Source organism: Pseudomonas sp. 91RF (genome assembly GCF_003576265.1).
Classification (GTDB): Bacteria; Pseudomonadota; Gammaproteobacteria; order Pseudomonadales; family Pseudomonadaceae; genus Aquipseudomonas; species Aquipseudomonas kribbensis.
Window position 1 is genome coordinate 116,157 of the sequence record NZ_QWFC01000038.1, and the last position, 22,384, is coordinate 138,540.

Genomic DNA, 22,384 nt, shown 5'->3' on the forward strand with positions numbered 1-22,384 from the left:
CCGTGGTGCGGGATGCTTAATAGTTGAAAGTCTTGACCAGCAGCAGATCACCGATGGCCCGCAGGGGCACGATGAACGTTTCGCGTTTTTCGTCGACGGTGTTTTCGTTGAGCACCAGCGTGATCTGCGAGGTGATGACCTCGTTCTGGTTGCTGGCCTCCTCGAAGTTATAGCCGCCGTCGCCGAAGTTGCCCCAATAGTTGACGTAAACCAGATAGGTGCCATGCAGCGGCGCGGTCATGGTGAACATTTCCGGGCCGGGGCCATCGACGCCGTCCGGGTCCAGACCGCCGCCGCTGGTCAACGCCGTGTGGGCGAAAAACGCATGCTGGCCGTCCGGGGTAATGATGTGCAGGTCGAGCTCGGCCTTCGGATCGTCCCAGCCGAGCACCACGCGAATCCGAGCCGGTGTGCGCAGGTTGTTCGCTTCATAGAATTGAACGCGCTTGAGCGACTGGCCTTCGGCACTGCGCACTTCGACGCTGTTGGAGCCGGCGCCGAACGCATAGGGCCGGGCGAAACGTCCATCGTCGTCGGTGTACAGGTTCAGCGGATTGCCGTTGACCGCCAGGGTGTGCGGCCCGCGCTGATTGCCGATGGCCTTGAGCTGGCCCTGGATCATCGTGCGATTGCGCTGGATGCCGCGATCGATCGGCGGCGTGGGATAGGCGACTTGCGGGTTTTCACTGCGGTCGAGCAAACCGTTGTAGCGCCAGCCGCCCACCGGTTCCGACATCTCGGCGCTGATCGGGTTGGTCTGCGCAGCCCACAGCGCCGGCACGCAGGCCAGGCCGATCAGCAGCAAAAGAAATGAACGCATGTAATGCCTCCTGCCATGCCTGAACGAAACCTTGCACCCGATCCTCGGTACTTCACAGCGGTGAAAACTGCGTTTCGTCTGAAAGACCCGTGACTGTCGGGTCGTAGAAGGCGCGAAGGTTAGCGATTCGGCAGTTTTTTAACAATCGGATACATCTTGAAATGCGGTAGGAATCACGCCCTCGGGTGGACGATGAGCCGAATAGGCGTCATATTCGGCTCACTAAATGAGCCGAATAGCGTTTGTATTCGGCTCACGCATTCAGGAATGGCATTTCATGGCAACTCACTGGATCTGGCAGCAGCCCGACTGGCCCGACTTCAACTGGCAGGCAGAGCGTCTCACGGCGCTGTTGCGCGAATGCGTTCAGGCGCAGGGACAATTGATGGGCATGGCAGGATCAGTGGGCAATTCACTGAGCGCTCAGACTGAGCTGGACGCGTTGCTGCAGAACATCGTGACCTCCTCGGCCATCGAGGGGGAACAATTGAATGTTGAATCCGTGCGTTCTTCACTGGCACGACGCCTGGGGCTGGAATCGCCTGATGGCGACAACGTCAGCAAGCGCAGCGAGGGGTTGGCGCAACTGATGCTCGATGCCACTCAGCGCTTTGCCGAACCGCTGACGCTGGAACGATTGCTGGAATGGCATTCGTGGCTGTTTCCAGAACAGGAGAGTGGCTTCCTTTCGCGTGCAATCAATGTCGGCGCATTACGCGGCGACGAGCGGATGCAGGTGGTTTCCGGGAGAATCGACCGTCCGACCGTGCACTTCGAGGCGCCACCGCGACAAGGCCTTGAGCGACAACTCGACAGTTTTCTCAAGTGGTTCGACGCCAGTCGGCATCAGGCAGGCCTCGATCCTTTGCTGCGAGCCGGCATCGCACATTTCTGGTTCGTCACCTTGCACCCGTTCGACGACGGCAACGGGCGCCTGACTCGCACCCTTACCGATCTGGCACTGGCTCAGGGCGAAGCGCAGGCGATTCGTTTTTATGCGATGTCTGCCAGCATTCTCGATGATCGTGCGGGCTATTACCGGATACTCGAATCGAGCCAGAAAGCCACGCTGGACATTACTGACTGGCTCACATGGTTCCTGCAAACCTTGCTGCGCAGTCTGCAACAGGCCATCGCGCGGATTGAAAGTGTGTTGGGAAAATCACGCTTCTGGCAGGCGCACCGGGAATCCGGGCTGTCGGCGGAGCAGATCAAAGTGCTCAATCGCTTGCTCGATGGTGGTGAACGTGGTTTCGAGCACGGCATCAGTGCGGCGCAATACCAGAGTGTGGCCAAGGTCTCCAAAGCTACCGCGACCCGACATCTGGCGGAACTGCTGGAGAAGGGTTGTCTGCAACGTCTTCCGGGCGGCGGACGCAGCACTCGGTATCAGATTCAATATCCGGACGAATCGACCGACTGACACCCTTGTCCGTCGGCCCGCTCATTTGCCCATAAACCCCCTATCTGCTAGTGTCGCGCCGGTTTAACGTCAACCGGAATTAGCCGCCATGGCCCGCAAAAAAGCTGCACTGGATTTCGAACAGTCCCTCGCCGACCTGCAAACGCTGGTCGAGCGTCTGGAGAACGGTGAATTGTCGCTGGAAGACTCGCTGACCGCTTTCGAGCAGGGCATCGGTCTGACCCGTGACTGCCAGGCAGCGCTGGCCCAGGCCGAGCAGAAGGTCCAGGTGTTGCTGGAGCGCGATGGCGAACTCGCCGAGGAACCCTTCGACGCGGACCAGCCAGAATGATCGCGGCGTATTCGGCGACCAGCCAGGCGCGGGTCAATGCGGCACTGGAAACCCTGTTCAACGCGCCGCTGCCGGAACTGGCGCGGCTGTACGAAGCGATGCGCTACAGCGTGATGAACGGCGGCAAACGCGTGCGCCCGCTGCTGGCCTACGCCGCCTGCGAAGCCCTCGGCGGCAAGGCCGAGCAGGCCAACGGCGCGGCGAGTGCAGTGGAGTTGATCCACGCTTATTCGCTGGTACACGACGATTTGCCGGCGATGGACGATGACGATCTGCGTCGCGGCCAGCCAACCACCCACAAGAAATTCGATGAAGCCTGCGCGATCCTTGCCGGCGATGGCTTGCAGAGCCTGGCCTTCAGCGCCCTGCTCGACCCGCGCCTGAGCGACCTGAGCGCGGATATCCGCCTGCAACAGGTCACGGCGCTGGCGCACGCGGCAGGCCCGGCCGGCATGGTCGGCGGCCAGGCCATCGACCTCGGTTCGGTCGGCCTCAAGCTCGATCAAAAAGCCCTCGAACAGATGCACCGGCACAAGACCGGCGCGCTGATCGAAGTCAGCGTCAAACTCGGCGCCCTGGCCAGCGGCCGCGCCGAGAAGGATGAACTCAAGGCCCTGCAAAGTTATGCACAGGCCATCGGCCTGGCGTTCCAGGTGCAGGACGACATCCTCGACGTCGAAAGCGATACCGAAACCCTCGGCAAACGCCAGGGCGCGGACATTGCCCGCGACAAGCCGACCTACCCGGCCCTGCTCGGCCTCGACGCGGCCAAGGCTTACGCCCTGGAACTGCGCGATCAGGCCCTGCATGCGCTGCGACCGTTTGACGCGGCGGCCGAGCCATTGCGCGATCTGGCCCGGTATATCGTCGACCGGCGCAACTAAAGGCTAATCAGCCAAAAAAGACCAACGCGTGGGCAGGGGACGATGCATCAGGTAAACTGCCGCATCTTTTATACCTATAACGATTCGCCTGATGCCCACGACGTTCCATGAGATTCCCCGCAAGCGCCCGACCACGCCCCTGCTCGACCGCGCGAACACGCCGGACGGCCTGCGCCGGTTAGGCGAAGCCGAGCTGGAAACCCTGGCTGATGAGTTGCGCCTGGAATTGCTCTACACGGTCGGCCAGACCGGTGGGCATTTCGGTGCCGGCCTGGGCGTCATCGAGCTGACCATCGCGTTGCATTACGTCTTCGACACCCCGGACGACCGGCTGGTGTGGGACGTTGGTCATCAGGCCTATCCGCACAAGATCCTCACCGGTCGTCGCGAGCGCATGGAAACCCTGCGCCAGAAGGACGGCATCGCCGCCTTCCCGCGCCGCTCCGAGAGCGAGTACGACACCTTTGGCGTCGGCCACTCCAGCACCTCGATCAGTGCCGCACTGGGCATGGCCATCGCCGCCCGCCTGCAGAACAGCGATCGCAAGGCGATTGCCGTGATCGGCGACGGTGCATTGACCGCCGGCATGGCCTTCGAGGCGCTGAACCATGCGCCGGAAGTGAACGCCAACATGCTGGTGATCCTCAACGACAACGACATGTCGATCTCGCGCAACGTCGGCGGCCTGTCGAATTATCTGGCGAAGATCCTTTCCAGCCGCACTTACGCGAGCATGCGTGAAGGCAGCAAGAAAGTGCTGTCGCGCCTGCCCGGCGCCTGGGAAATCGCCCGTCGTACCGAAGAATACGCCAAAGGCATGCTGGTTCCCGGCACCCTGTTCGAAGAGCTGGGCTGGAACTACATCGGCCCGATCGACGGCCACGACCTGCCGACCCTGATCGCCACCCTGCGCAACATGCGCGATCTGAAGGGCCCGCAGTTCCTGCACATCGTCACCAAGAAAGGCAAAGGCTTCGCCCCGGCGGAAGTCGACCCGATCGGCTACCACGCCATCACCAAACTCGAACCGCTGGACGCCCCGGCCGCTGCACCGAAAAAGGCCGGCGGGCCGAAGTACTCCGGCGTGTTCGGTGAATGGCTGTGCGACATGGCCGCTGCCGACCCGCGTCTGGTGGGCATCACCCCGGCGATGAAGGAAGGCTCGGACCTGGTGGCGTTCAGCGAACGCTTCCCGCTGCGCTACTTCGACGTGGCGATTGCCGAGCAGCACGCCGTAACCCTCGCGGCCGGCATGGCCTGCGAAGGCGCGAAACCGGTGGTGGCGATCTACTCGACGTTCCTGCAACGCGGTTACGACCAGTTGGTGCATGACGTCGCAGTGCAAAACCTCGACGTGCTGTTCGCCATCGACCGTGCCGGTCTGGTGGGCGAAGACGGCCCGACCCACGCCGGCAGTTTCGATCTGTCGTTCCTGCGTTGCATCCCGGGCATGGTGATCATGACCCCGAGCGATGAAAACGAACTGCGCAAGATGCTCACCACCGGTCACCTGTACAACGGCCCGGCGGCGGTGCGTTACCCGCGCGGCACCGGCCCGAACGCGACCATCGAGAAGAACCTCGAACCGATCGAGATCGGCAAGGGCGTGATTCGCCGTCAGGGCAGCAAGGTCGCCCTACTGGTGTTCGGCGTGCAACTGGCCGAAGCGCTGAACGTCGCCGAAACCCTGGACGCCACCGTGGTCGACATGCGTTTCGTCAAACCGATGGACGAAGCGCTGGTCTGCGAGATCGCCAACAGCCACGACCTGCTGGTGACCATCGAAGAGAACGCGATCATGGGCGGCGCCGGTGGCGCAGTCAGTGAATTCCTCGCCCGCGAGAACATTCTCAAGTCGGTGCTGCACCTGGGCTTGCCGGACATTTACGTCGAGCACGCCAAACCGGCGCAGATGCTGGCTGAGTGCGGTCTGGACGAAGCCGGGATCGAAGCGGCGGTGCGTGAGCGCCTGGAGCTGCTTAACCGCTAAACAATAGATACATGCAAAACCCATGTGGGAGCGAGCCTGCTCGCGATAGCGCACTGTCAGTCACTTCAATGCCGACTGACACACCGCAATCGCGAGCAGGCTCGCTCCCACATTTGATTTGTGTACACCTGAAAGATCAATGGACTGCCGATGAACCTCTCGCGTCTCGCCCTGCCCCTCCTGCTGCTGCCCACCGCCAACGCCCTCGCCGACACCTTCGAACGCGATCAGGCCCTGAAGCTGCCGGACGTGCTGATCAGCGCCAACCGCCAGGTGGAAGCTCGCAACGACAGCAGCGCTGCCAACACCGTATTCACCCGCGAAGACATCGAGCGCCTGCAACCGAGCAGCGTCACCGATCTGCTGCAACGGGTACCCGGGGTGCAAGTGGCGCAAACCGGCGGGCGCGGGAGTCTTCCGGGTATTTACATCCGTGGCACGCAATCGGCGCAGAGCCTGGTGCTGGTCGATGGCCAGCGCATCGGCAACTCGACGTCCGGCGACAGCAACCTGCAGCACCTCAACATCGAGCAGATCGAACGCGTCGAAGTGCTGCGCGGTTCGCGTTCGGTGATCTACGGCAGCGATGCGATTGGCGGGGTGATTCAGATCTTCACCCGGCGCGGCGCTGAGCAAGGCATGCAGCCGCGGATGCATGTCGGTTTCGGTAGCAACCAGACCTGGGAGCGCAGTGTCGGCCTGTCCGGCGGCGATGAGAAAACCCGCTTCAACCTCGGTGCCAGCCTCGATGAAACCGCCGGGATCGACCGCACCCGTGAGTCGTATCCCAGCGACAGCGATCACGATGCCTACCGCAACAAATCCATCAGCCTGAGCCTCAGCCATGCGCTGACCGATGACATCGAAGTCGGCGCCAACCTGCTGGATAACCGTGGCAAAAGCGAGTTCGACAACCCGTTCGGGCGCTTTGACCCGGTCACCTTCGACTCCGTCCAGCAACAGCCCTACAGCGATTTCGCTGTCAGCAGTTTCAGCAGCTACATCGATGCGCGGATCAACGAGCGCTGGAAGTCGCGCCTGGAGCTTGGCCACAGCGAAAACCGCGACAAGTCCCTCGACAAGCTCAGTGACGAACGCTCGGTGTTCAACACCTACCGCGACTCGGTGACCTGGCAGAACGACCTGACCCTCGATGCACGCAACAGCCTGATCCTCGGCGGCGACTGGTACGAAGACCGGGTCAACAGCAGCACCGCGTTCGACGAAGACAGCCGCTGGAACCGCGCCGCGTTCGTCCAGCATCGCTTCCAGGCCGACAGTTTCTCCACTGAACTGGGCCTGCGCCGTGACGACAACCAGCAGTTCGGTGGCCAGAACAGCTGGAGCGGCACGCTGACGTTGCCGGTCAACCCGGACAACGATCTGTTGCTCAGCTACAGCGAAGGCTTCCGTGCGCCGACCTTCAACGACCTGTATTACCCGGACTTCAGCAACCCGAACCTGAAACCGGAAACCTCGAAAAGCTACGAGCTGCAATGGCGCAGCCAGTTGAGCGACAGCAGCAGCCTCGAAGCGTCGCTGTATCGGACCGATCTGGAAGACGCGATCATCTTCGGCAGCAACTCACGCCCGGAAAACGTCGCCTCGGCGCGGATCAACGGCTTCGAAGCAGCGCTGAAACAGGAGCTGCTGGGCTGGCAGAGCAATCTCGGCGTGGCAATCATCGATCCCCGCGACCGCGACACCGGCCACACCCTGGCGCGCCGTGCCCGTCGCACCTTGAGCTGGGATCTGGATCGGCAATTCGATCGCCTCGGCCTCGGCGCCAGTTGGCAGGCCGTCAGCAGCAGTTACGACGACCTGAACAATCAGCAGCCATTGGGTGGTTATGCGTTGCTGGGACTGCGCAGCAGCTGGGCGCTGGACCGTGAGATCAAGCTGGATTTCAAGGTGGATAACCTGCTGGACAAGGGTTACAGCCGGGCGCTGTACAGCCATGACGGCAGTCAGTATGGCTATCGTGAGGAAGGCCGGACATTCATATTCGGCGTGACCTGGACGCCGCAGCTCTAACGGCCCGGCTCGATCAGTTGGCAGAGCTTGGCGGTCGCTTCGATCATCTGCCCGCTCGGACGCTCCAGACCTTTGTCGGTGACCAGCAGCAACTGCCTGTGCTTCACCGCCGCCACCTGCGGCCAGGCATTCCACGCATTCAGTTGTGGCTGGTCGCCGGCCAGAATCACTTCGGGATCACGCTGTAAAACGGCTTCGATGCTCACCTGCGGCGCCGGCAGCGTCAGGTCGGCAAACACGTTGCGTGCGCCACACACCTCAAGCGCATCGCTGATGATCTGCCCGCCACCGATGGTGTACAGCGGCTTGTCCCAGACTTGATAGAACACCCGCAGCGGCGTTTCCCGCCGATAGCGCTGGCGCAGCTCATCGAGTTTGAGTCGCAGCTCGGTCGCTCGCTCAACCCCGCGTTCAGGGCGACCGAGCTGCGCAGCGATGGCTTCGATCTGCGTGGTCAACTGCTCGAAACTGTGGGGTTCGGCAACGAAGGTCGGGATGTTCAGGCGCTTGAGCTGATCGCGCTGGGCCGCGCCGACACTGCCGGGCCACAGCAGCAACAGGTCAGGTTTGAGACTGAGCAGCCGCTCCATGTCGAGCTGGCCGTAACGGCCCACCGAAGGCACATCCTTGATCGCGGACGGCCGCTCACCGGCATCCAGCACGCCCACCAGCAGGTCGGCCGAATTCAGCTCCAAAACGATTTCAGACAGGGATGGCGCGAGGCTGACCACCCGTAGGGCAGGCAGGGCTTCGCTGCTGACGGCCAGCAGCAGAACCGCCAGCCAGAGACGACGCATCAACCGAGCTGACGCGGGATACGGTAGAGGTAGAACAGCACCGCCGTGGACAACGCCAGCAGCATCAGCGGCACCGCTTCGAGGCCGACGAACACCGCCAGTGCGCCAATCCACGCCGGTAATCCCGCCGCCAGAAACGCCGTGCGACGACGGGCCGCGAGGGCAATCCACGCAGCGGGTTCATCCGGGGTATCGAGGGTTTTTTGTGTGGCGATCAGTGCGTGTTTGTAGCGGCCGAAGAATTTCAGGCTGACAAACATCGAGGCGACGCCGGCAATGAACAACGGCATCGCCAGCACCGGCATGATCGCTTCGCTCTCGCCGAATACGGCGTTGAGCACGAACAGCGGCACCAGTGCCAGCGCCAGGTATTTCCACCAGGCGACCGACAGGCGGCGGCGCACCTGACCGCGGGTCACGCCCGGTCTACCTCGCCCTGATGCTCGTTGCCCATCATGTGGTCGAGCTTGCTGGCCTTGGTCGCCAGATAGAGTTTGTTGTGCGGGTTGTGGCCGGTGTGCAGCGGCACGCGCTCGGCGACGACGATGTTCATGTCGGTCAGGGCTTTGACCTTGCGCGGGTTGTTGGTCATCAGGCGCAGGGATTTCACGCCCAGATGCTCCAGCATCGGCAGGCACATGGCGTAGTCACGCTGGTCAGCGGCAAAGCCCAGACGCTCGTTGGCTTCAACGGTGTCGGCACCGCCGTCCTGCAATTCGTAGGCGCGGATCTTGTTCAACAGGCCAATGCCACGACCTTCCTGACGCAGGTACAGCAATACGCCGCGACCTTCACGGGCGATCGCCTTGAGGGCGGCCTCCAGTTGCGAGCCGCAGTCGCAACGCTGGCTGAACAAGGCATCGCCGGTCAGGCATTCGGAGTGCAACCGGCCGAGTACCGGGGCACCGTCGGCAATCTCACCCAGGCTCAGCACGACGTGCTCGCGGCCGGTGGCTTCATCGAGAAAACCGTGCATGGTGAATTGCGCAAAAGGCGTTGGCAGCTTGGAAGCGGCGACAAAAACGACAGGCACCGGTGTGCTCCTGATCTAAAAAGTCCGAGATTCGCTGGGCGGCATTGTAACAGCAGGTTCCGGCAGACGCTTAGGCTGAATTATCGGCCATAACGATCAAAAAGTTTGATGACTGGCCAGCCGTCATTGCCCCCGGTCGAACGGATACGGCTGTTTCCAGCGTTCGAAGATGGGCTTCAGTTCGCCGCTTTTCACCAGTTGATCCATGCGCTGGTCGTAGATCGACATCAGCGCACGGGCCTGAGGGGTGTCGGCGAAGCCGAGGTACAGTGGCAACTCAGCCAGATGCGAATAACGGTATTGCGAAGGGTCGGCGGCATTTCTCAGCACCGCTTCGATTTCCGTCAGGGCGTCGATGTAGTAATCCGCCCGCCCCTGCTTGAGCATCGACAGGATCCCGGTGCGGCGCTCGATCTGGTTGTAGCGCTTGATGTTCGGCAGGTAGGTCTCATAACGATAACCCCGAACCCAGGCCAGCCTGTACTTGCCGAGGGTGGCCTCGGTCGGTGCCGGATTGCTGGCAAGACCCAGCGCGTAGATGTGATCGGAATCGAAGTTCCATTTGGGATACAGAACCTGCTCGGCCTCGCCGCGATAGGAGCCGACCAGTGCGTCGACTTCCTTCAGCTGCACCAGCCCCACCGAGCGGGTGTATGGCACGGTGCGGATGTCCAGGGTCACGCCGGCCGGTTCGAACACCTTGCGCAGGACGTCCCAGCCCAGGCCGTGGCCGTCGGCGGCGGTGTAGTCTTCCCAGTCTTCGCTGGCCAGGTGAATGACCGACGGCGGCGCCTCCTGTGCCAGGGCCGTCGCACCGAGCAAGGTGAAAACCAGAATCGCCAACCAGCGTCGAGCCATCCCTGTGTCCCTCATCCACGCCTTGAAATCAGGCGAAAATCCACACCAGCCCCTGCATCGCCAGCCAGGCGAACACGCCCGCCAGCACGTCGTCGAGCATGATGCCGACGCCGCCATGCACATGCCGGTCGATCCAGCGGATCGGCCACGGCTTGAGGATGTCGAAGAAGCGGAACATCAGGAACCCGGCGAGCAACCAGTACCAGCCTTCCGGCACCAGCCACAGGGTAATCCACATCCCGACCATCTCGTCCCAGACGATACCCTCGTGGTCGTGCACCCGCAGATCGTCGGCCACCTTGCCGCACAGCCAGAAGCCGAACAGCATGGTGATCCCGAGCATCAGCCAGTAGCCCCAGTCGGGCAACATCTGCCACAACGGAATAAAGGGTAGCGCAACTAACGAGCCCCACGTGCCCGGCGCTTTCGGCAACGTGCCGGAACCGAAGCCGAACGCAATGAAATGCCAGGGATTGCGCCAGACCGACGGCGGAACGAATTCGCCGGGAACCTGTTTCGGGTGATCTGTCACGGTGACTCCTGAAAATGTTGATAACCCCGGATTTGCGGGGTGATGTCATGCCCTTCGCGGTCCAGCAGCACCACGCTCTGCCCCTCGGCCACACGCCCGATCACATGGATCGGCCAGCCATCGGCCAGCAATGCCGGCAATTCGACGGACGGCAAGGTAAAGGCCAGCACGTAATCATCGCCACCGCTCAACGCCGCACGCTCGGCACCGCGCTGACCAAGAAACGCCACCAGCGCGTCCGACAACGGGACACGCTCACGCTCGACTTCGAGGCGAACCTTCGAGGCCAGTGCGATATGGCCGCAATCGGCGAGCAGGCCATCGGAGATATCCAGCGCCGCGGTGGCCTTGCCCCGCAGGGCCTGACCGAGGGCCAGTTGCGGTTGCGGCGACCAGTAATGATCGAGCAGCGGCTGGGCGATGTGCGGCTCGGCGTCACGCTGGCCAAGCACCAGCGGCAAGGCCCCGGCGGCGTTGCCCAGCTCGCCGCCGACGCACAGCAGATCGCCGGGCTGCGCGCCGCTGCGGGTCAGGGCCTGTCCGGCCGGGACACGACCGAACACGGTGACGGTCAGGCTCAACGGCCCACGCGTCGTGTCACCACCAACCAATGCCACGCCGCAGCCTTGGGCCATGCGGTTCAAACCACGGGCATAGGCTTGCAGCCAATCGGCAGTCACCGTCGGCAGAGTCAGGGCAAGGGTAAAGGCGACGGGTGTGGCGCCCATGGCAGCGAGGTCGCTGACCGCCACGGCCAGCGAACGCTGACCGAGCAGAAACGGATCGCAGGGATCGGCGAAATGCACGCCGGCCACCAGCGTATCGGTGGAGATCGCCAGCTGTTCCCCGGAAGGAACCGCCAGCAAGGCACAGTCGTCGCCGATCCCCAGTGCAACGCCCTCGCCGCCCTGCGCACAAGGCGCGGCGGCGAAGAAATTGCGGATCAGCTCAAACTCGCCCATGAGGTCTCAAGCGCGTTTTAGCGCTTGAACGCCTTCACTTCAGCTTCACGCAGGCGCGGGGCCAGCTTGTCGAGCACGCCGTTGACGAACTTGTGGCCATCGGTGGAACCGAAGACCTTGGCCAGTTCGATACCTTCGTTGATCACAACGCGGTACGGCACGTCGACGCGCTTGAGCAGTTCCCAGGTGGACAGGCGCAGAACCGCCAGTTCAACCGGGTCCAGCTCTTCGATCGCCAGGTCCAGGCAAGGCTTGAGCGCGGTGTCGATTTCGGTGCGGTTGGCCGGAACCCCGTGGAGGATTTCGCGGAAATACGCGCCGTCGACATCGGTGAAATCGTTATCGACCCGGAACTGCGCTTCGATCTCGTTCAGCGAAGCCTTGGCCATGTGCCATTGATACAGGGCCTGAGTCGCGAGCTGACGGGCTTCGCGGCGCTTGGCGCTCTTCGATGGCTTGCCGGCATCCGCAGGTTTCGGATCGCGCGGGTTGAAACGATCGCTATCGTCGCTAATCACTTGGCCTCCAACTGCGCCAGCAGGCTGACCATTTCCAGAGCGGACAGGGCAGCTTCAGCACCTTTGTTGCCGGCCTTGGTGCCGGAACGTTCGATGGCTTGCTCGATGGAATCAACGGTCAGGACGCCGAAAGCGACCGGTACGCCGAACTCCATGGACACCTGGGCCAGGCCCTTGGTGCACTCGCCAGCCACGTATTCGAAGTGCGGAGTGCCGCCACGAATGACCGCGCCCAGGGCGATGATTGCTGCGAACTCGCCTTTCTGGGCGACTTTTTGCGCAACCAGCGGGATTTCGAAGGCGCCAGGTGCGCGGATGATGGTGATGTCGCTTTCGCTCACGCCGTGGCGAACCAGGGCATCAACTGCACCGCTGACCAGGCTTTCAACCACGAAGCTGTTGAAACGGCCCACTACCAAAGCGTAGCGGCCTTTAGGGGCGATGAAGGTACCTTCGATGGTCTTCAGGGTCATTCGTCAGATCTCTTAAAGAGCCGGGACGCGTCTGTTTCGCGTCCCTCAGTGATTTATTTGCCGCGAATTCGGGTCCGGAAACAACCGGTCATTATTCGGAGGGCACGTATTCTACAACTTCCAGATCGAAACCGGATATCGCATTGAACTTCATCGGTGCCGACATCAGGCGCATTTTGCGCACGCCGAGGTCACGCAGGATCTGCGAACCGGCACCGACGATGCTGTAGGTGGTCGGTTTTTTCACCGCCGCCTGATCGCCGGTTTCGCGGATATGCGCCAGCAGCACGTCGCCGTCGAGCGGGTGACCGAGCAACAGCACCACACCGCTGCCGGCCTCGGCGACCGCAGCCATGGCGGCGCGCAGACTCCAGCGGCCCGGCTGCTTGACCATCAGCAGGTCGCGCAGCGGGTCCATGTTGTGCACGCGAACCAGGGTCGGCTCTTCAGCGCAAACTGTGCCCAGGGTCAGTGCCATGTGCACGTCGCCTTCCACGGAATCACGATAGGTCACCAGGTTGAATTGGCCCAGTTCGCTGTCCAGTGGCTGCTCGGCAATCCGCTGAACGGTACGTTCGTGGATCATCCGGTAGTGAATCAGGTCGGCGATGGTGCCGATCTTGATGTTGTGCTCGGCCGCGAAGGCTTCCAGTTCGGCGCGACGGGACATGGTGCCGTCGTCGTTCATCACTTCGCAGATCACGCCGCTCGGCTCGAAACCGGCCATGCGCGCCAGGTCGCAGGCGGCTTCGGTGTGGCCGGCACGGGCCAGGGTGCCACCGGCCTGGGCCATCAGCGGGAAGATGTGGCCAGGGCTGACGATGTCTTCGGCTTTCGCGTCTTTCGCGGCAGCCGCCTGCACGGTGCGCGCGCGGTCAGCGGCGGAGATGCCGGTGGTCACGCCTTCGGCCGCTTCGATCGAAACGGTGAACTTGGTGCCGAAACCGGAACCGTTGCGCGGGGCCATCAGCGGCAGCTTCAGGGTTTCGCAGCGCTCGCGGCTCATCGGCATGCAGATCAGGCCACGTGCGTGCTTGGCCATGAAGTTGATGTGCTCGGCCTTGCAGCATTCGGCGGCCATGATCAGGTCGCCTTCGTTCTCGCGGTCTTCGTCATCCATGAGGATGACCATCTTGCCTTGGCGGATGTCTTCAACCAGTTCTTCGATGCTATTGAGCGCCACAAGGCACCCCCTTCAGTCAGGATTTGAGGTAGCCGTTGGCGGCCAGAAAGCTTTCGGTGATCGTACCGCCGGCGGTCGGCTCTGCTGCCTTGTCGCCCAACAGCAGACGCTCCAGATAACGCGCCAGCAAGTCGACTTCCAGGTTCACCCGGCGACCAGGCTTGTAGGACGCCATGATGGTTTCGCTCAGGGTGTGCGGAATGATCGTCAGCAGGAATTCGGCGCCATCGACCGCGTTCACGGTCAGGCTGGTGCCGTCGACGGTGATCGAGCCTTTGTGGGCGATGTACTTGGCCAGCTCTTTCGGTGCGCGGATGCGAAATTCCACGGCGCGGGCGTTGTCGCTGCGCGAGACCACTTCGCCGACGCCGTCGACGTGACCGCTGACCAGATGCCCGCCGAGACGCGTGGTCGGGGTCAGGGCTTTTTCCAGGTTGACCGGGCTGCCGCTTTTCAGGTCATTCATGGCGGTGCAGTCGAGGGTTTCGCGACTGACGTCGGCGGCAAAGCCGTCGCCCGGCAGTTCCACGGCGGTCAGGCACACGCCGTTGACCGCAATGCTGTCGCCGAGTTTGACGTCGCTCAGGTCGAGCTTGCCGGTTTCGACATGCACCCGCACATCACCGCCCTTTGGGGTCAGTGCGCGGATACTGCCGATGGATTCGATGATGCCGGTAAACATGGGGTTCTCCTTGAGAACGAAGCCAGCGCTAACACGATGGCCGGGAATTATACGCTCGCCGATGAGACAGGGATTGCAGTGACTCGCCAGTCATCGCCAACCGCGCGAATTTCAGTGATTTTCAGCTCCGGCGCATCCTTCATATAGGCTAGCGGCCAGTCCAAAAGCGGACGCGCCGTGGAGCCGAGGAACTTGCCGGCGATGAAGATCACGAACTCGTCGACCAGACCGAGCCGGGCAAACGCGCCGGCCAGTCGCGGGCCGGCCTCGACCAGCACTTCGTTGACGCCACGATTGGCCAGCTCGATCAGCAATTGATGCAGATCGACCTGACCGTCATCACCCGGCACGATCAGGCATTCCGGGCCATGGGCGTACTGTTCTTCGATGGCCACGCAAGTGGCGACCAGCGCCGGGCCGGCCTTGAAGAACGGTGCATCCAGCGGCACTCGCAGACGTCCATCGATCAGCACCCGTAGCGGCGGACGGCTCAGGGCCAGCGCGGTTTGTTCGGCATCCAGCCCCAGTTCATCGCCGCGCACGGTCAGGCGGGCGCCATCGGCCAGCACCGTGTCGGCGCCGGTCAGCACCACGCTGGCCTGGGCGCGCAAACGCTGCACCGCAGAACGCGCGGCCGGGCCGGTGATCCATTGGCTCTCGCCGCTTTCCATCGCTGTGCGGCCGTCAAGGCTCATGGCCAACTTGACCCGCACGAACGGCAAGCCGTGTTCCATGCGTTTCAGAAAACCTTGATTGAGCTTGCGCGCCTCGCTTTCCAGCACTCCGCTTTCAGTGGCGATGCCGGCATCGGCCAGACGTTGCAGACCGCGTCCGGCGACTTGCGGATTGGGATCGCGCATCGCCGCGACCACCCGACCCAAACCGGCATTCACCAGCGCATCGGCGCAGGGCGGTGTACGACCGTGGTGGCTGCAAGGTTCGAGGGTGACGTAAGCGGTCGCGCCCCGGGCCAGCTCACCGGCGGCGCGCAGGGCGTGGACTTCGGCGTGGGGTTCGCCGGCGCGCTCATGCCAGCCTTCGCCGACAATCTGCCCGTCGCGCACGATCACACAGCCGACCCGTGGGTTGGGATGGGTCGTGTAATGCCCCTTGCGCGCCAGCTCCAGGGCCCGGGCCATGAAACGGGCGTCGAGGATGGCCTGCTCGGCGGCGGTGGTCATTCTTTCACCGGTTCACGGGCGAGACGGTCGATCTCTTCGCGGAACTCGTTGAGGTCCTGGAAGCGGCGGTACACGGAAGCGAAACGGATGTAGGCGACTTCATCGAGCTTTTGCAGCTCGGCCATCACCAGTTCTCCGACCACGAGGGATTTGACCTCGCGTTCGCCGGTGGCGCGCAGCTTGTGTTTGATGTGCACCAGCGAGGACTCGAGACGCTCGACGCTCACCGGACGTTTCTCCAGGGCGCGCTGCATGCCGGCGCGGAGTTTTTCTTCGTCGAACGGCTGACGGCTGCCGTCGGTTTTGATCAGGCGCGGCAACACCAGTTCGGCCGTCTCGAACGTCGTGAAACGTTCGCCGCAGGCCAGGCATTCACGCCGGCGGCGCACCTGTTCGCCCTCGGCGACCAGACGCGAGTCGATGACCTTGGTGTCGTTGGCACCGCAGAAGGGACAGTGCATGGTGGCTGGCAACAAAAAAAGGGAGGGCCATGGTAGCGCATCCCGGTGGCAAGACAAGCCATAGGCTTTGCGGTATACAGACTGCCATGATCGTTTGATCCATGGATTTCATTTTGACGGAGCCACCAATGTCGCTACGACCGCTCGTTTTGCTCAGTGTTTTCGCCCTGCTGGTGGCCTGTGGCAGCGATAAGCCCAAGCCGCAGCCGCCAGCGCCGGGCCCGGCGCCGCAACAGGCGCAGAAAAAGGCCAGGGAAGCAGCCGACCTCGGCCCGCTGCCCGCGTATCAACGGGAACTGAGCGGCACCCTGCAAGGCGTGCCGGCGGGCGCCGAAGTCGAACTGGCGCTGCTGGTGATCGACGAAAAAGGTCGCCCGCAACAATTGCTCGCCAGCTCCAGCCTGATCGGCAACAACCAGGTTCTGCCGTTTCGCCTGCGCTTCAATCCTGATGCCTTCCCGGTCGGCGCGCGGGTCGAACTGCGTGGCCGCGCCACTCAATCGGGTCAGTTGATCCTGCACCTGCCGTCGCAGACCATCAGCCAGCCGACCACCCAGGCCCTGGGCCCGCTGCAATTTGTAAAAGCGCCATGAATGCACCGCTGGACCTGCAACAGGCGCTGGGCGAATTGCTCGGCGACGCCAGACTGAAAGCCTGTGCGTTGCCGGATACCGATTTGCAGCTGTGGCTGATCGACGGCGACAACATGGCCCGGGAATTCAGCCCGGACGAAACCCGGCGGATCCTGCACGAGCCGCCGTACTGGAGTTTCTGCTGGGCCAGTGGTCTGGCGGTGGCACGCTATCTGGCGGAATTTCCCGAGTGGGTGCGTGGCAAACGCGTACTGGATTTCGGTGCCGGTTCCGGGATCGCCGGGATTGCCGCCGTGAAGGCCGGCGCGCTGGAGGTGGTGGCCTGCGACCTCGATCCGCTGGCGATTGCCGCGTGCCAGGCGAATGCCGAACTCAATGATGTGCAGATGAGCTATTCCACGGATTTCTTCGCCGAGGCGGATCGCTTCGATCTGATCCTGGTGGCCGACGTTCTGTACGACCGCGAGAACCTGCCGCTGCTCGACGCCTTTCTCAGTCGCGGCCGCGAAGCATTGGTAGCGGATTCACGGGTCAGGGATTTCCGTCACCCGCTGTACCGGCGTATCGAAATGCTCGAAGCCATGACCTTGCCGGATCTGGCCGAGCCCGAAGAGTTTCGCCATGTCAGCCTCTACCACGCGGCCCGCGCCTGACCGTATAGTTGCCCCATTCACGCTTTTACGAGATACCCCATGAGTCAGCAAACGCCGTACATCTTCGACGCCACGACGGCCGACTTCGACCAGTCGGTGATCGAGGCTTCCTTTCAAAAACCGGTGCTGGTGGATTTCTGGGCCGAATGGTGTGCGCCGTGCAAGGCGCTGATGCCGATGCTGCAAGGCATCGCCGAGAGCTATCAGGGCGAGTTGCTGCTGGCCAAGGTCGATTGCGACGTTGAACAGGACATCGTCGCCCGCTTTGGTATCCGCAGCCTGCCGACCGTGGTGCTGTTCAAGGACGGTCAACCGGTGGACGGTTTTGCCGGGGCCCAGCCGGAATCCGCCGTGCGTGCCCTGCTTGAACCTCACGTAAAAATGCCACCGCCGGCAGCGGCTGATCCGTTCGAGCAAGCCCAGGCGCTGTTCGACGAAGGCCGTTACGCCGATGCCGAAGCCGCGCTGGTGGTGATGCTCAACGAAGACAACACCAACGCCAAGGCGCTGATCCTGTATGCCCGCTGCCTGACGGAACGCGGTGAACTGGGCGAAGCGCAAGCCGTGCTCGACGCGGTCAAGAGCGACGAACACAAAGCCGCGCTGGCCGGTGCCAAGGCGCAAATCAAGTTCCTCGGCCTGGCCCGCGACCTACCGGACGCCGCCGACCTGAAAAGCCGTCTGGCGCAGAATCCGCAGGACGATGAAGCGGTGTATCAACTGGCGATCCAGCAACTGGCCCGCCAGCAATACGAAGCGGCGCTGGATGCCTTGCTCAAGCTGTTCATCCGCAACCGCAGCTACGGTGAAGGCCTGCCGCACAAGACCTTGCTGCAAGTGTTCGAACTGCTGGGCAACGATCACCCGCTGGTGACCGCTTACCGGCGCAAGGTGTTTGCCGCGCTTTACTAAGCGCTTACTCGATCCAGCTGTAGAGCGGCGTGTCCCCGCCGCTCGCCACTTTCACGTCCGACGAATGCCTCAGGCGCACCAGCAGGCGCTTGCCCGCCGCCGCGCTGCCGGTCAGTCCTTCGAGCTGATCCAGCAGCTCCGGTCCGCTGAGTTGCCCGGCCTTGCGCAGCAAATCCCTGGCAACCTGCCACAATGCGTCATCCTGATTGACCGGCTTCGCTACAGGCGCCGTCGCTGCTGCTTGCGGCTCGGCCGTTTGCACCTGCACGCCAAACTGCGCACCGAGCCGCGCCCAGTCGCTTTCATCCAGTTCCAGGGTCAAATCCACCGGCAACTCGCCGACGGTTCCGCGTATCCGCAACATAACTTCGCTCCCGCACTTTTCTGACCTGCATGCTCCCATGGGACTTGTGTAACGCCAAGTGTCAGGAGCTGGCGACGCTTGCCTTATCGGCTACATTTCTTCTTTTTTTCATGGGAAGGAACCCCATGTCTTCAGGAAGAAAACTGGCGTCGAAGGGAGGCCCCACCTCTACAGGTGGTGTGATTCTCGAAGGAAACGAAAACCTGCGTATCGAAGGCAAAATCATCGCCTCGATCGGGCAACTTGCCAGTTGCCCGGCATGCAGCGCTGGCCAAGGACCGATTGTCGCCGTTGGCGAAAGAACTCTGATCCTGCCCGCCGGCCCGGCTGCACTGGAGGGTGACTATATCGCCTGCGGCTGCCCGCCCATGGCCAACAAACTGCTCACTCAGCAACACAGCGGCTTCGCCGGCATTGGCCGTCCAGCTCCCATCGATATGGGCCCTTCGATTACCGCCCCGACTTCACGTCGCTATCTGCAAGTCATCATCGAACGCCTGGACGACTCCCAGAAACCAGGACTTGCCTACAGACTCAAAGACAAGAAAAAAACAGCCGTCCTGCAAGACATCACCTGTAATGCAACAGGCGAAGGCTGCGAACACCCTGTGGAAAGCCATTCGGATTACGACACTCTGTTGGTCGGTGAAGAGTCCGAGTGGACGTTTTACGCTTATGAAGAACCCCTGAATCAGGACTTGCCATGAAGTCGGAAATCAAACTCGTCTTTAAAGACTTTCTGATGCAGCCACCAAAAGGCGTGAAGTTTCAGTTGCTGATCGACGGACTTGTCATTGATGACAACATCGTTCAAAACGATGACAAACCCCGCATCTACTCGCTCGTTTCGGACAAGACTCAAACCGCTATTACTCGCTCGGACGCCCAGAAATTACCTTCGATAAAGAGCCGTGACAGCTACGAAGTCACTGTTCAAATTGTTGGTAACTCCGGCGCAAAAAAGGCAATGCATACAGCCACGCTGAATTCAGGTAAATCGCTGTCGATAGTTGCAGTGTCACCTTGGGTAAAAGTGCCCCTGTCCACCAGCGGCAAAGTCTCTAACGATACATTCTACGAGGTCGAGTATGGCGTCAAACGGAGGGATGAAACACGCACCGTAAAGGTGGTCATCCAGGACATGCCGCGCCGCATACTGATGGAGGCGCTATCACACCGAGGTTCGACTGAATGGGCCGGCAACAAAGTCAAACATTCTTTACCGCATCCAACGCTTAAGAAAAGCGTGGAGTTCAGGGCGGAATCAAACAAGTGCAATGTGTTCGTCTATGACGTATTGACTGCCATCGGTGTCAACGTGGCAATGATCGAACATGGCTCTTCGAAATACATCCCGGGCTATTCCAAAGTGAGCCCGCCAACCGCTGGGGAATGGGCAGATGAGAACCGGCTGCTCAATAGTTGGAGCGCAGAAAAATCCCCCCTGCCCGGAGACGTTGGTGCGTATGCTGTCAATTACTCTGATGCCAGCGGTCACGTCGGATTTGTTCTGACTCAGGGTGTCTGCATTTCAGCAAGCTGGGACAAAATCGAAGTCAACGACGTAGGCTTTCGAATCGCATCGGGTAATGCTGCTCGCAGTGACCACGACTTCACCATCTTCCGACGTTACAAGTTCAGCAAACCACAATGAAACGACTCTGGATAATCCTGGCTGCTTCACTCCTGCTCGTTGTGGCATGGCGCTTTTGGTCGCCTGCCAACCTCTCAGCCTGCACCTCCGAAGGCACAGCGCCAGGGCCGTTGACCGCCATCGTTCACAATTACTTTGAAAGTAATAGGCGTATCGGATGGCGGGATATGGATGACCGCTTCGACATACTTTCTACTCCCGAAGGCCAAAAAGTTGCCGGCCAACCAATGCCGTACGCCTGTGAAGCGTTACAGATACTGCAAAATCCCGCGCTCAGTGAAAGTGAAAAAATCTTCACTACGGCGTTGATGTTCCAGTTGCCGATCAGTCAGTACATGGGCTTCATGGATCGCAGCCATCAACTCTACTCAGAGCACAGAATCGATCCGGAGGTCATGAAGGTGGTGGTACTTCCGCGCGGCACGGCGATCAACTACTGGTGGCTTCCAGCCTGGCGCCAGCGCTTCACTCGCGATGCTCCGAATCTGCTCGACGAAAGTCTGATCCGCCATGTGCTGACGGGAGGCTACTGGTTCGACCATCCCGGCGCCGGATTCTGATTCAAAAATCGTGACATTCAATCTATGTACCGCTCCGGGAACATCCCGGACGGTGCTCAGTCATGCCTTGCGCAAAGCGTTTCGGGCGGGCAAACTCTGCGCACTTTCGTTATAAGATTACATAACAAACTCTTCACTTTACTTCCCGGAGTTCGCCATGCGTCGTCTGCTGCTCGCTTTGCCGTTTGCCCTGTTGCCGCTGGCCATCGCCCAGGCTGCCGATGAGCACGATCATGATCACGAACATGGCAGCCTTGGTGCCCACGAGCATGGCGTCGGTCGCCTGAACGCGGCGCTCGACGGCCAGACCCTGGAGCTGGAGCTGGAAAGCCCGGCGATGAACCTCGTCGGTTTCGAACACGCTGCCACCAGCGATGCCGACAAGGCCAAGGTCGCTGCGGCCCGTGCGCAGCTGGAAAAGCCATTGGCGCTGTTCAGCCTGCCGGCCGCTGCCGGTTGCAAAGTCGCCAGTCAGAAACTGGAAAGCCCGCTGTTCGGTGACAAGCCGGATGCCGACAATCACGACGACGATGAGCACGACGAAGACGCCAAGGGCGGCGAAGCGCATCACCACGATCACAGCGAAATCCACGCTCACTACCAGTTCACCTGCGCAGCACCGGGCACCTTGACTACTCTGGATCTGGCGAACATTTTCAATACCTTCCCGGCGACCCAGAAAATTCAGGTACAACTGATCAGCCCGAACGGCCAGCAAGGCACGGAAGTGACGGCCAAATCCGCCGCCCTGAAATTCTGATCACGAACCGGCACCATGACCCAAGCACTCATCGAACTGTCCGACCTGGGCTTCAACTGGCCCGGTCACCCGCCGCTGCTGGACATCCCGGCGTTCCGCCTGGAACCGGGTGAAACCCTGTTCCTCAAGGGCCCCAGCGGCAGCGGCAAGACCACCCTGCTCGGCCTGCTCGGCGGGGTGCAGAAGCCCGGGCGCGGCAGCATTCGCCTGCTCGGCCAGGAACTGACCGAACTGGGTGCCGGCGCTCGCGATCGCTTTCGTGTCGATCACACCGGCTACATCTTCCAGCAATTCAACCTGCTGCCGTTTCTCTCGGTGCGCGAGAACGTCGAGCTGCCCTGCCACTTTTCGAAGCTGCGGGCAGACCGTGCGAAGCAACGTCATGGCAGCGTCGATCAGGCGGCCGCCACCCTGCTCGCCCACCTGGGTCTGAAGGACGAAGGCATTCTCGGGCGCCGCGCCGACTCGCTGTCGATCGGTCAGCAGCAACGGGTCGCCGCTGCACGTGCACTGATCGGTCAGCCGGAACTGGTGATCGCCGACGAGCCGACTTCGGCGCTGGACTACGACGCCCGGGAAAGCTTCATTCGCCTTTTATTCGCTGAGTGCCGCGAGGCCGGTTCGAGCCTGTTGTTCGTCAGCCACGACCAGAGCCTGGCGCCGCTGTTCGACCGTCACCTGTCCCTGGCCGAACTCAATCGCGCCGCCACGTCTGCCGAGGTCTGA

At 61.8% G+C, this 22,384-nt stretch carries 27 protein-coding genes; 13 read left to right on the plus strand and 14 right to left on the minus strand.

Features of this window, described 5'->3' with window-relative positions; genetic code table 11:
• Positions 1-16 precede the first annotated feature (16 nt).
• Entirely contained in the window at positions 17-820 is an 804-nt protein-coding gene (locus DXT77_RS20295; RefSeq protein ID WP_119428919.1) for a YfaP family protein, read from the minus strand.
• Between the two features lie 277 nt (positions 821-1,097).
• On the opposite strand from DXT77_RS20295, the gene DXT77_RS20300 reads away from it, so the two are divergent.
• The 5 genes from DXT77_RS20300 (at position 1,098) to DXT77_RS20320 (ending at position 7,482) form a co-directional block, all read left to right on the plus strand.
• Positions 1,098-2,243, plus strand: coding sequence for a Fic family protein (locus tag DXT77_RS20300; protein ID WP_119428920.1), 1,146 nt, complete (start codon positions 1,098-1,100; stop codon positions 2,241-2,243).
• Positions 2,244-2,331: 88 nt separating this feature from the next.
• On the plus strand, positions 2,332-2,574 hold the full coding sequence (locus DXT77_RS20305; protein ID WP_007894317.1) for an exodeoxyribonuclease VII small subunit: 243 nt from the start codon (positions 2,332-2,334) through the stop codon (positions 2,572-2,574).
• Positions 2,571-3,458 carry a (2E,6E)-farnesyl diphosphate synthase gene (gene ispA / locus DXT77_RS20310; protein WP_096820759.1) on the plus strand — a complete coding sequence of 296 codons (888 nt, stop codon included), beginning with the start codon at positions 2,571-2,573 and terminating at the stop codon, positions 3,456-3,458. The genes DXT77_RS20305 and ispA overlap by 4 nt, the downstream gene beginning before the upstream one ends.
• 91 nt (positions 3,459-3,549) lie before the next feature.
• Positions 3,550-5,448, plus strand: coding sequence for a 1-deoxy-D-xylulose-5-phosphate synthase (dxs, locus tag DXT77_RS20315; protein ID WP_119428921.1), 1,899 nt, complete (start codon positions 3,550-3,552; stop codon positions 5,446-5,448).
• Between the two features lie 150 nt (positions 5,449-5,598).
• Positions 5,599-7,482 (plus strand): TonB-dependent receptor domain-containing protein, encoded by a 1,884-nt coding sequence (locus DXT77_RS20320; protein WP_119428922.1) that lies wholly within the window; start codon positions 5,599-5,601, stop codon positions 7,480-7,482.
• Here the strand turns inward: DXT77_RS20320 and DXT77_RS20325 are convergent.
• The 12 genes from DXT77_RS20325 to nrdR all read right to left on the minus strand — a co-directional run bounded on the left by DXT77_RS20325 (position 7,479) and on the right by nrdR (position 16,162).
• Complete coding sequence (locus tag DXT77_RS20325; RefSeq protein WP_119428923.1) at positions 7,479-8,279, minus strand: cobalamin-binding protein; 801 nt, start codon at positions 8,277-8,279, stop codon at positions 7,479-7,481. The genes DXT77_RS20320 and DXT77_RS20325 overlap by 4 nt on opposite strands.
• Complete coding sequence (locus tag DXT77_RS20330) at positions 8,279-8,698, minus strand: MFS transporter (RefSeq protein WP_119428924.1); 420 nt, start codon at positions 8,696-8,698, stop codon at positions 8,279-8,281. Before DXT77_RS20330 ends, DXT77_RS20325 begins: the two co-directional genes overlap by 1 nt.
• Entirely contained in the window at positions 8,695-9,312 is a 618-nt protein-coding gene (ribA, locus tag DXT77_RS20335; RefSeq protein WP_065259552.1) for a GTP cyclohydrolase II, read from the minus strand. Before ribA ends, DXT77_RS20330 begins: the two co-directional genes overlap by 4 nt.
• 123 nt (positions 9,313-9,435) lie before the next feature.
• Complete coding sequence (locus tag DXT77_RS20340; protein ID WP_119428925.1) at positions 9,436-10,170, minus strand: ABC transporter substrate-binding protein; 735 nt, start codon at positions 10,168-10,170, stop codon at positions 9,436-9,438.
• 28 nt (positions 10,171-10,198) lie between these two features.
• A complete protein-coding gene (locus DXT77_RS20345) occupies positions 10,199-10,702 on the minus strand; it encodes a phosphatidylglycerophosphatase A (RefSeq protein ID WP_065259550.1) in 504 nt (167 codons plus the stop codon).
• The gene (gene thiL, locus DXT77_RS20350) at positions 10,699-11,664 is read right to left on the minus strand and encodes a thiamine-phosphate kinase (RefSeq protein WP_119428926.1); all 966 of its coding nucleotides are present in this window, start codon (positions 11,662-11,664) and stop codon (positions 10,699-10,701) included. Before thiL ends, DXT77_RS20345 begins: the two co-directional genes overlap by 4 nt.
• A 17-nt stretch (positions 11,665-11,681) precedes the next feature.
• A complete protein-coding gene (gene nusB, locus DXT77_RS20355) occupies positions 11,682-12,182 on the minus strand; it encodes a transcription antitermination factor NusB (RefSeq protein ID WP_085712321.1) in 501 nt (166 codons plus the stop codon).
• The gene (gene ribE, locus DXT77_RS20360) at positions 12,179-12,655 is read right to left on the minus strand and encodes a 6,7-dimethyl-8-ribityllumazine synthase (protein ID WP_003228649.1); all 477 of its coding nucleotides are present in this window, start codon (positions 12,653-12,655) and stop codon (positions 12,179-12,181) included. Before ribE ends, nusB begins: the two co-directional genes overlap by 4 nt.
• 91 nt (positions 12,656-12,746) lie before the next feature.
• Positions 12,747-13,838 (minus strand): bifunctional 3,4-dihydroxy-2-butanone-4-phosphate synthase/GTP cyclohydrolase II, encoded by a 1,092-nt coding sequence (gene ribBA / locus DXT77_RS20365; RefSeq protein ID WP_065259547.1) that lies wholly within the window; start codon positions 13,836-13,838, stop codon positions 12,747-12,749.
• A 16-nt stretch (positions 13,839-13,854) separates the two neighbouring features.
• Positions 13,855-14,520 (minus strand): riboflavin synthase, encoded by a 666-nt coding sequence (locus DXT77_RS20370; protein ID WP_102620871.1) that lies wholly within the window; start codon positions 14,518-14,520, stop codon positions 13,855-13,857.
• Positions 14,521-14,567: 47 nt separating this feature from the next.
• Complete coding sequence (gene ribD / locus DXT77_RS20375) at positions 14,568-15,701, minus strand: bifunctional diaminohydroxyphosphoribosylaminopyrimidine deaminase/5-amino-6-(5-phosphoribosylamino)uracil reductase RibD (RefSeq protein WP_119428927.1); 1,134 nt, start codon at positions 15,699-15,701, stop codon at positions 14,568-14,570.
• A complete protein-coding gene (gene nrdR / locus DXT77_RS20380) occupies positions 15,698-16,162 on the minus strand; it encodes a transcriptional regulator NrdR (protein WP_003228656.1) in 465 nt (154 codons plus the stop codon). The genes ribD and nrdR overlap by 4 nt, the downstream gene beginning before the upstream one ends.
• A gap of 128 nt (positions 16,163-16,290) precedes the next feature.
• Between nrdR and DXT77_RS20385 the strand changes: the two genes are divergently transcribed.
• The 3 genes from DXT77_RS20385 to trxA are packed head-to-tail and all read left to right on the plus strand — an operon-like array spanning position 16,291 to position 18,320.
• Positions 16,291-16,755: a hypothetical protein gene (locus tag DXT77_RS20385; protein WP_119428928.1), complete on the plus strand. Its 465-nt coding sequence runs from the start codon at positions 16,291-16,293 to the stop codon at positions 16,753-16,755.
• Complete coding sequence (locus tag DXT77_RS20390) at positions 16,752-17,408, plus strand: methyltransferase (protein ID WP_114885804.1); 657 nt, start codon at positions 16,752-16,754, stop codon at positions 17,406-17,408. Before DXT77_RS20385 ends, DXT77_RS20390 begins: the two co-directional genes overlap by 4 nt.
• 39 nt (positions 17,409-17,447) lie before the next feature.
• Positions 17,448-18,320 carry a thioredoxin gene (trxA, locus tag DXT77_RS20395; RefSeq protein WP_096820749.1) on the plus strand — a complete coding sequence of 291 codons (873 nt, stop codon included), beginning with the start codon at positions 17,448-17,450 and terminating at the stop codon, positions 18,318-18,320.
• Between the two features lie 4 nt (positions 18,321-18,324).
• On the opposite strand, the gene DXT77_RS20400 is transcribed toward trxA, so the two are convergent.
• Complete coding sequence (locus tag DXT77_RS20400) at positions 18,325-18,684, minus strand: hypothetical protein (RefSeq protein WP_119428929.1); 360 nt, start codon at positions 18,682-18,684, stop codon at positions 18,325-18,327.
• Positions 18,685-18,809: 125 nt separating this feature from the next.
• On the opposite strand from DXT77_RS20400, the gene DXT77_RS30165 reads away from it, so the two are divergent.
• The 5 genes from DXT77_RS30165 to DXT77_RS20430 all read left to right on the plus strand — a co-directional run bounded on the left by DXT77_RS30165 (position 18,810) and on the right by DXT77_RS20430 (position 22,384).
• The gene (locus tag DXT77_RS30165; RefSeq protein WP_256662989.1) at positions 18,810-19,391 is read left to right on the plus strand and encodes a PAAR domain-containing protein; all 582 of its coding nucleotides are present in this window, start codon (positions 18,810-18,812) and stop codon (positions 19,389-19,391) included.
• Positions 19,388-20,338: a CHAP domain-containing protein gene (locus tag DXT77_RS20415; protein WP_119428930.1), complete on the plus strand. Its 951-nt coding sequence runs from the start codon at positions 19,388-19,390 to the stop codon at positions 20,336-20,338. The genes DXT77_RS30165 and DXT77_RS20415 overlap by 4 nt, the downstream gene beginning before the upstream one ends.
• The gene (locus DXT77_RS20420; RefSeq protein WP_119428931.1) at positions 20,335-20,898 is read left to right on the plus strand and encodes a hypothetical protein; all 564 of its coding nucleotides are present in this window, start codon (positions 20,335-20,337) and stop codon (positions 20,896-20,898) included. Before DXT77_RS20415 ends, DXT77_RS20420 begins: the two co-directional genes overlap by 4 nt.
• Before the next feature lie 157 nt (positions 20,899-21,055).
• A complete protein-coding gene (locus DXT77_RS20425; protein WP_119428932.1) occupies positions 21,056-21,658 on the plus strand; it encodes a DUF2796 domain-containing protein in 603 nt (200 codons plus the stop codon).
• A 15-nt stretch (positions 21,659-21,673) separates the two neighbouring features.
• Complete coding sequence (locus DXT77_RS20430; protein WP_119428933.1) at positions 21,674-22,384, plus strand: ABC transporter ATP-binding protein; 711 nt, start codon at positions 21,674-21,676, stop codon at positions 22,382-22,384.

Excerpts from the sequence above, each read along its gene's own strand:
- DXT77_RS20295 (WP_119428919.1), bottom strand. The coding sequence starts at position 820 with ATGCGTTCATTTCTTTTGCTGCTGATCGGCCTGGCCTGCGTGCCGGCG.
- DXT77_RS20300 (WP_119428920.1), top strand. The coding sequence starts at position 1,098 with ATGGCAACTCACTGGATCTGGCAGCAGCCCGACTGGCCCGACTTCAAC.
- DXT77_RS20305 (WP_007894317.1), top strand. The coding sequence starts at position 2,332 with ATGGCCCGCAAAAAAGCTGCACTGGATTTCGAACAGTCCCTCGCCGAC.
- ispA (WP_096820759.1), top strand. The coding sequence starts at position 2,571 with ATGATCGCGGCGTATTCGGCGACCAGCCAGGCGCGGGTCAATGCGGCA.
- dxs (WP_119428921.1), top strand. The coding sequence starts at position 3,550 with ATGCCCACGACGTTCCATGAGATTCCCCGCAAGCGCCCGACCACGCCC.
- DXT77_RS20320 (WP_119428922.1), top strand. The coding sequence starts at position 5,599 with ATGAACCTCTCGCGTCTCGCCCTGCCCCTCCTGCTGCTGCCCACCGCC.
- DXT77_RS20325 (WP_119428923.1), bottom strand. The coding sequence starts at position 8,279 with ATGCGTCGTCTCTGGCTGGCGGTTCTGCTGCTGGCCGTCAGCAGCGAA.
- DXT77_RS20340 (WP_119428925.1), bottom strand. The coding sequence starts at position 10,170 with ATGGCTCGACGCTGGTTGGCGATTCTGGTTTTCACCTTGCTCGGTGCG.
- thiL (WP_119428926.1), bottom strand. The coding sequence starts at position 11,664 with ATGGGCGAGTTTGAGCTGATCCGCAATTTCTTCGCCGCCGCGCCTTGT.
- ribE (WP_003228649.1), bottom strand. The coding sequence starts at position 12,655 with ATGACCCTGAAGACCATCGAAGGTACCTTCATCGCCCCTAAAGGCCGC.
- DXT77_RS20370 (WP_102620871.1), bottom strand. The coding sequence starts at position 14,520 with ATGTTTACCGGCATCATCGAATCCATCGGCAGTATCCGCGCACTGACC.
- ribD (WP_119428927.1), bottom strand. The coding sequence starts at position 15,701 with ATGACCACCGCCGCCGAGCAGGCCATCCTCGACGCCCGTTTCATGGCC.
- nrdR (WP_003228656.1), bottom strand. The coding sequence starts at position 16,162 with ATGCACTGTCCCTTCTGCGGTGCCAACGACACCAAGGTCATCGACTCG.
- DXT77_RS20385 (WP_119428928.1), top strand. The coding sequence starts at position 16,291 with ATGTCGCTACGACCGCTCGTTTTGCTCAGTGTTTTCGCCCTGCTGGTG.
- DXT77_RS20390 (WP_114885804.1), top strand. The coding sequence starts at position 16,752 with ATGAATGCACCGCTGGACCTGCAACAGGCGCTGGGCGAATTGCTCGGC.
- trxA (WP_096820749.1), top strand. The coding sequence starts at position 17,448 with ATGAGTCAGCAAACGCCGTACATCTTCGACGCCACGACGGCCGACTTC.
- DXT77_RS20400 (WP_119428929.1), bottom strand. The coding sequence starts at position 18,684 with ATGTTGCGGATACGCGGAACCGTCGGCGAGTTGCCGGTGGATTTGACC.
- DXT77_RS30165 (WP_256662989.1), top strand. The coding sequence starts at position 18,810 with ATGTCTTCAGGAAGAAAACTGGCGTCGAAGGGAGGCCCCACCTCTACA.
- DXT77_RS20415 (WP_119428930.1), top strand. The coding sequence starts at position 19,388 with ATGAAGTCGGAAATCAAACTCGTCTTTAAAGACTTTCTGATGCAGCCA.
- DXT77_RS20420 (WP_119428931.1), top strand. The coding sequence starts at position 20,335 with ATGAAACGACTCTGGATAATCCTGGCTGCTTCACTCCTGCTCGTTGTG.
- DXT77_RS20425 (WP_119428932.1), top strand. The coding sequence starts at position 21,056 with ATGCGTCGTCTGCTGCTCGCTTTGCCGTTTGCCCTGTTGCCGCTGGCC.
- DXT77_RS20430 (WP_119428933.1), top strand. The coding sequence starts at position 21,674 with ATGACCCAAGCACTCATCGAACTGTCCGACCTGGGCTTCAACTGGCCC.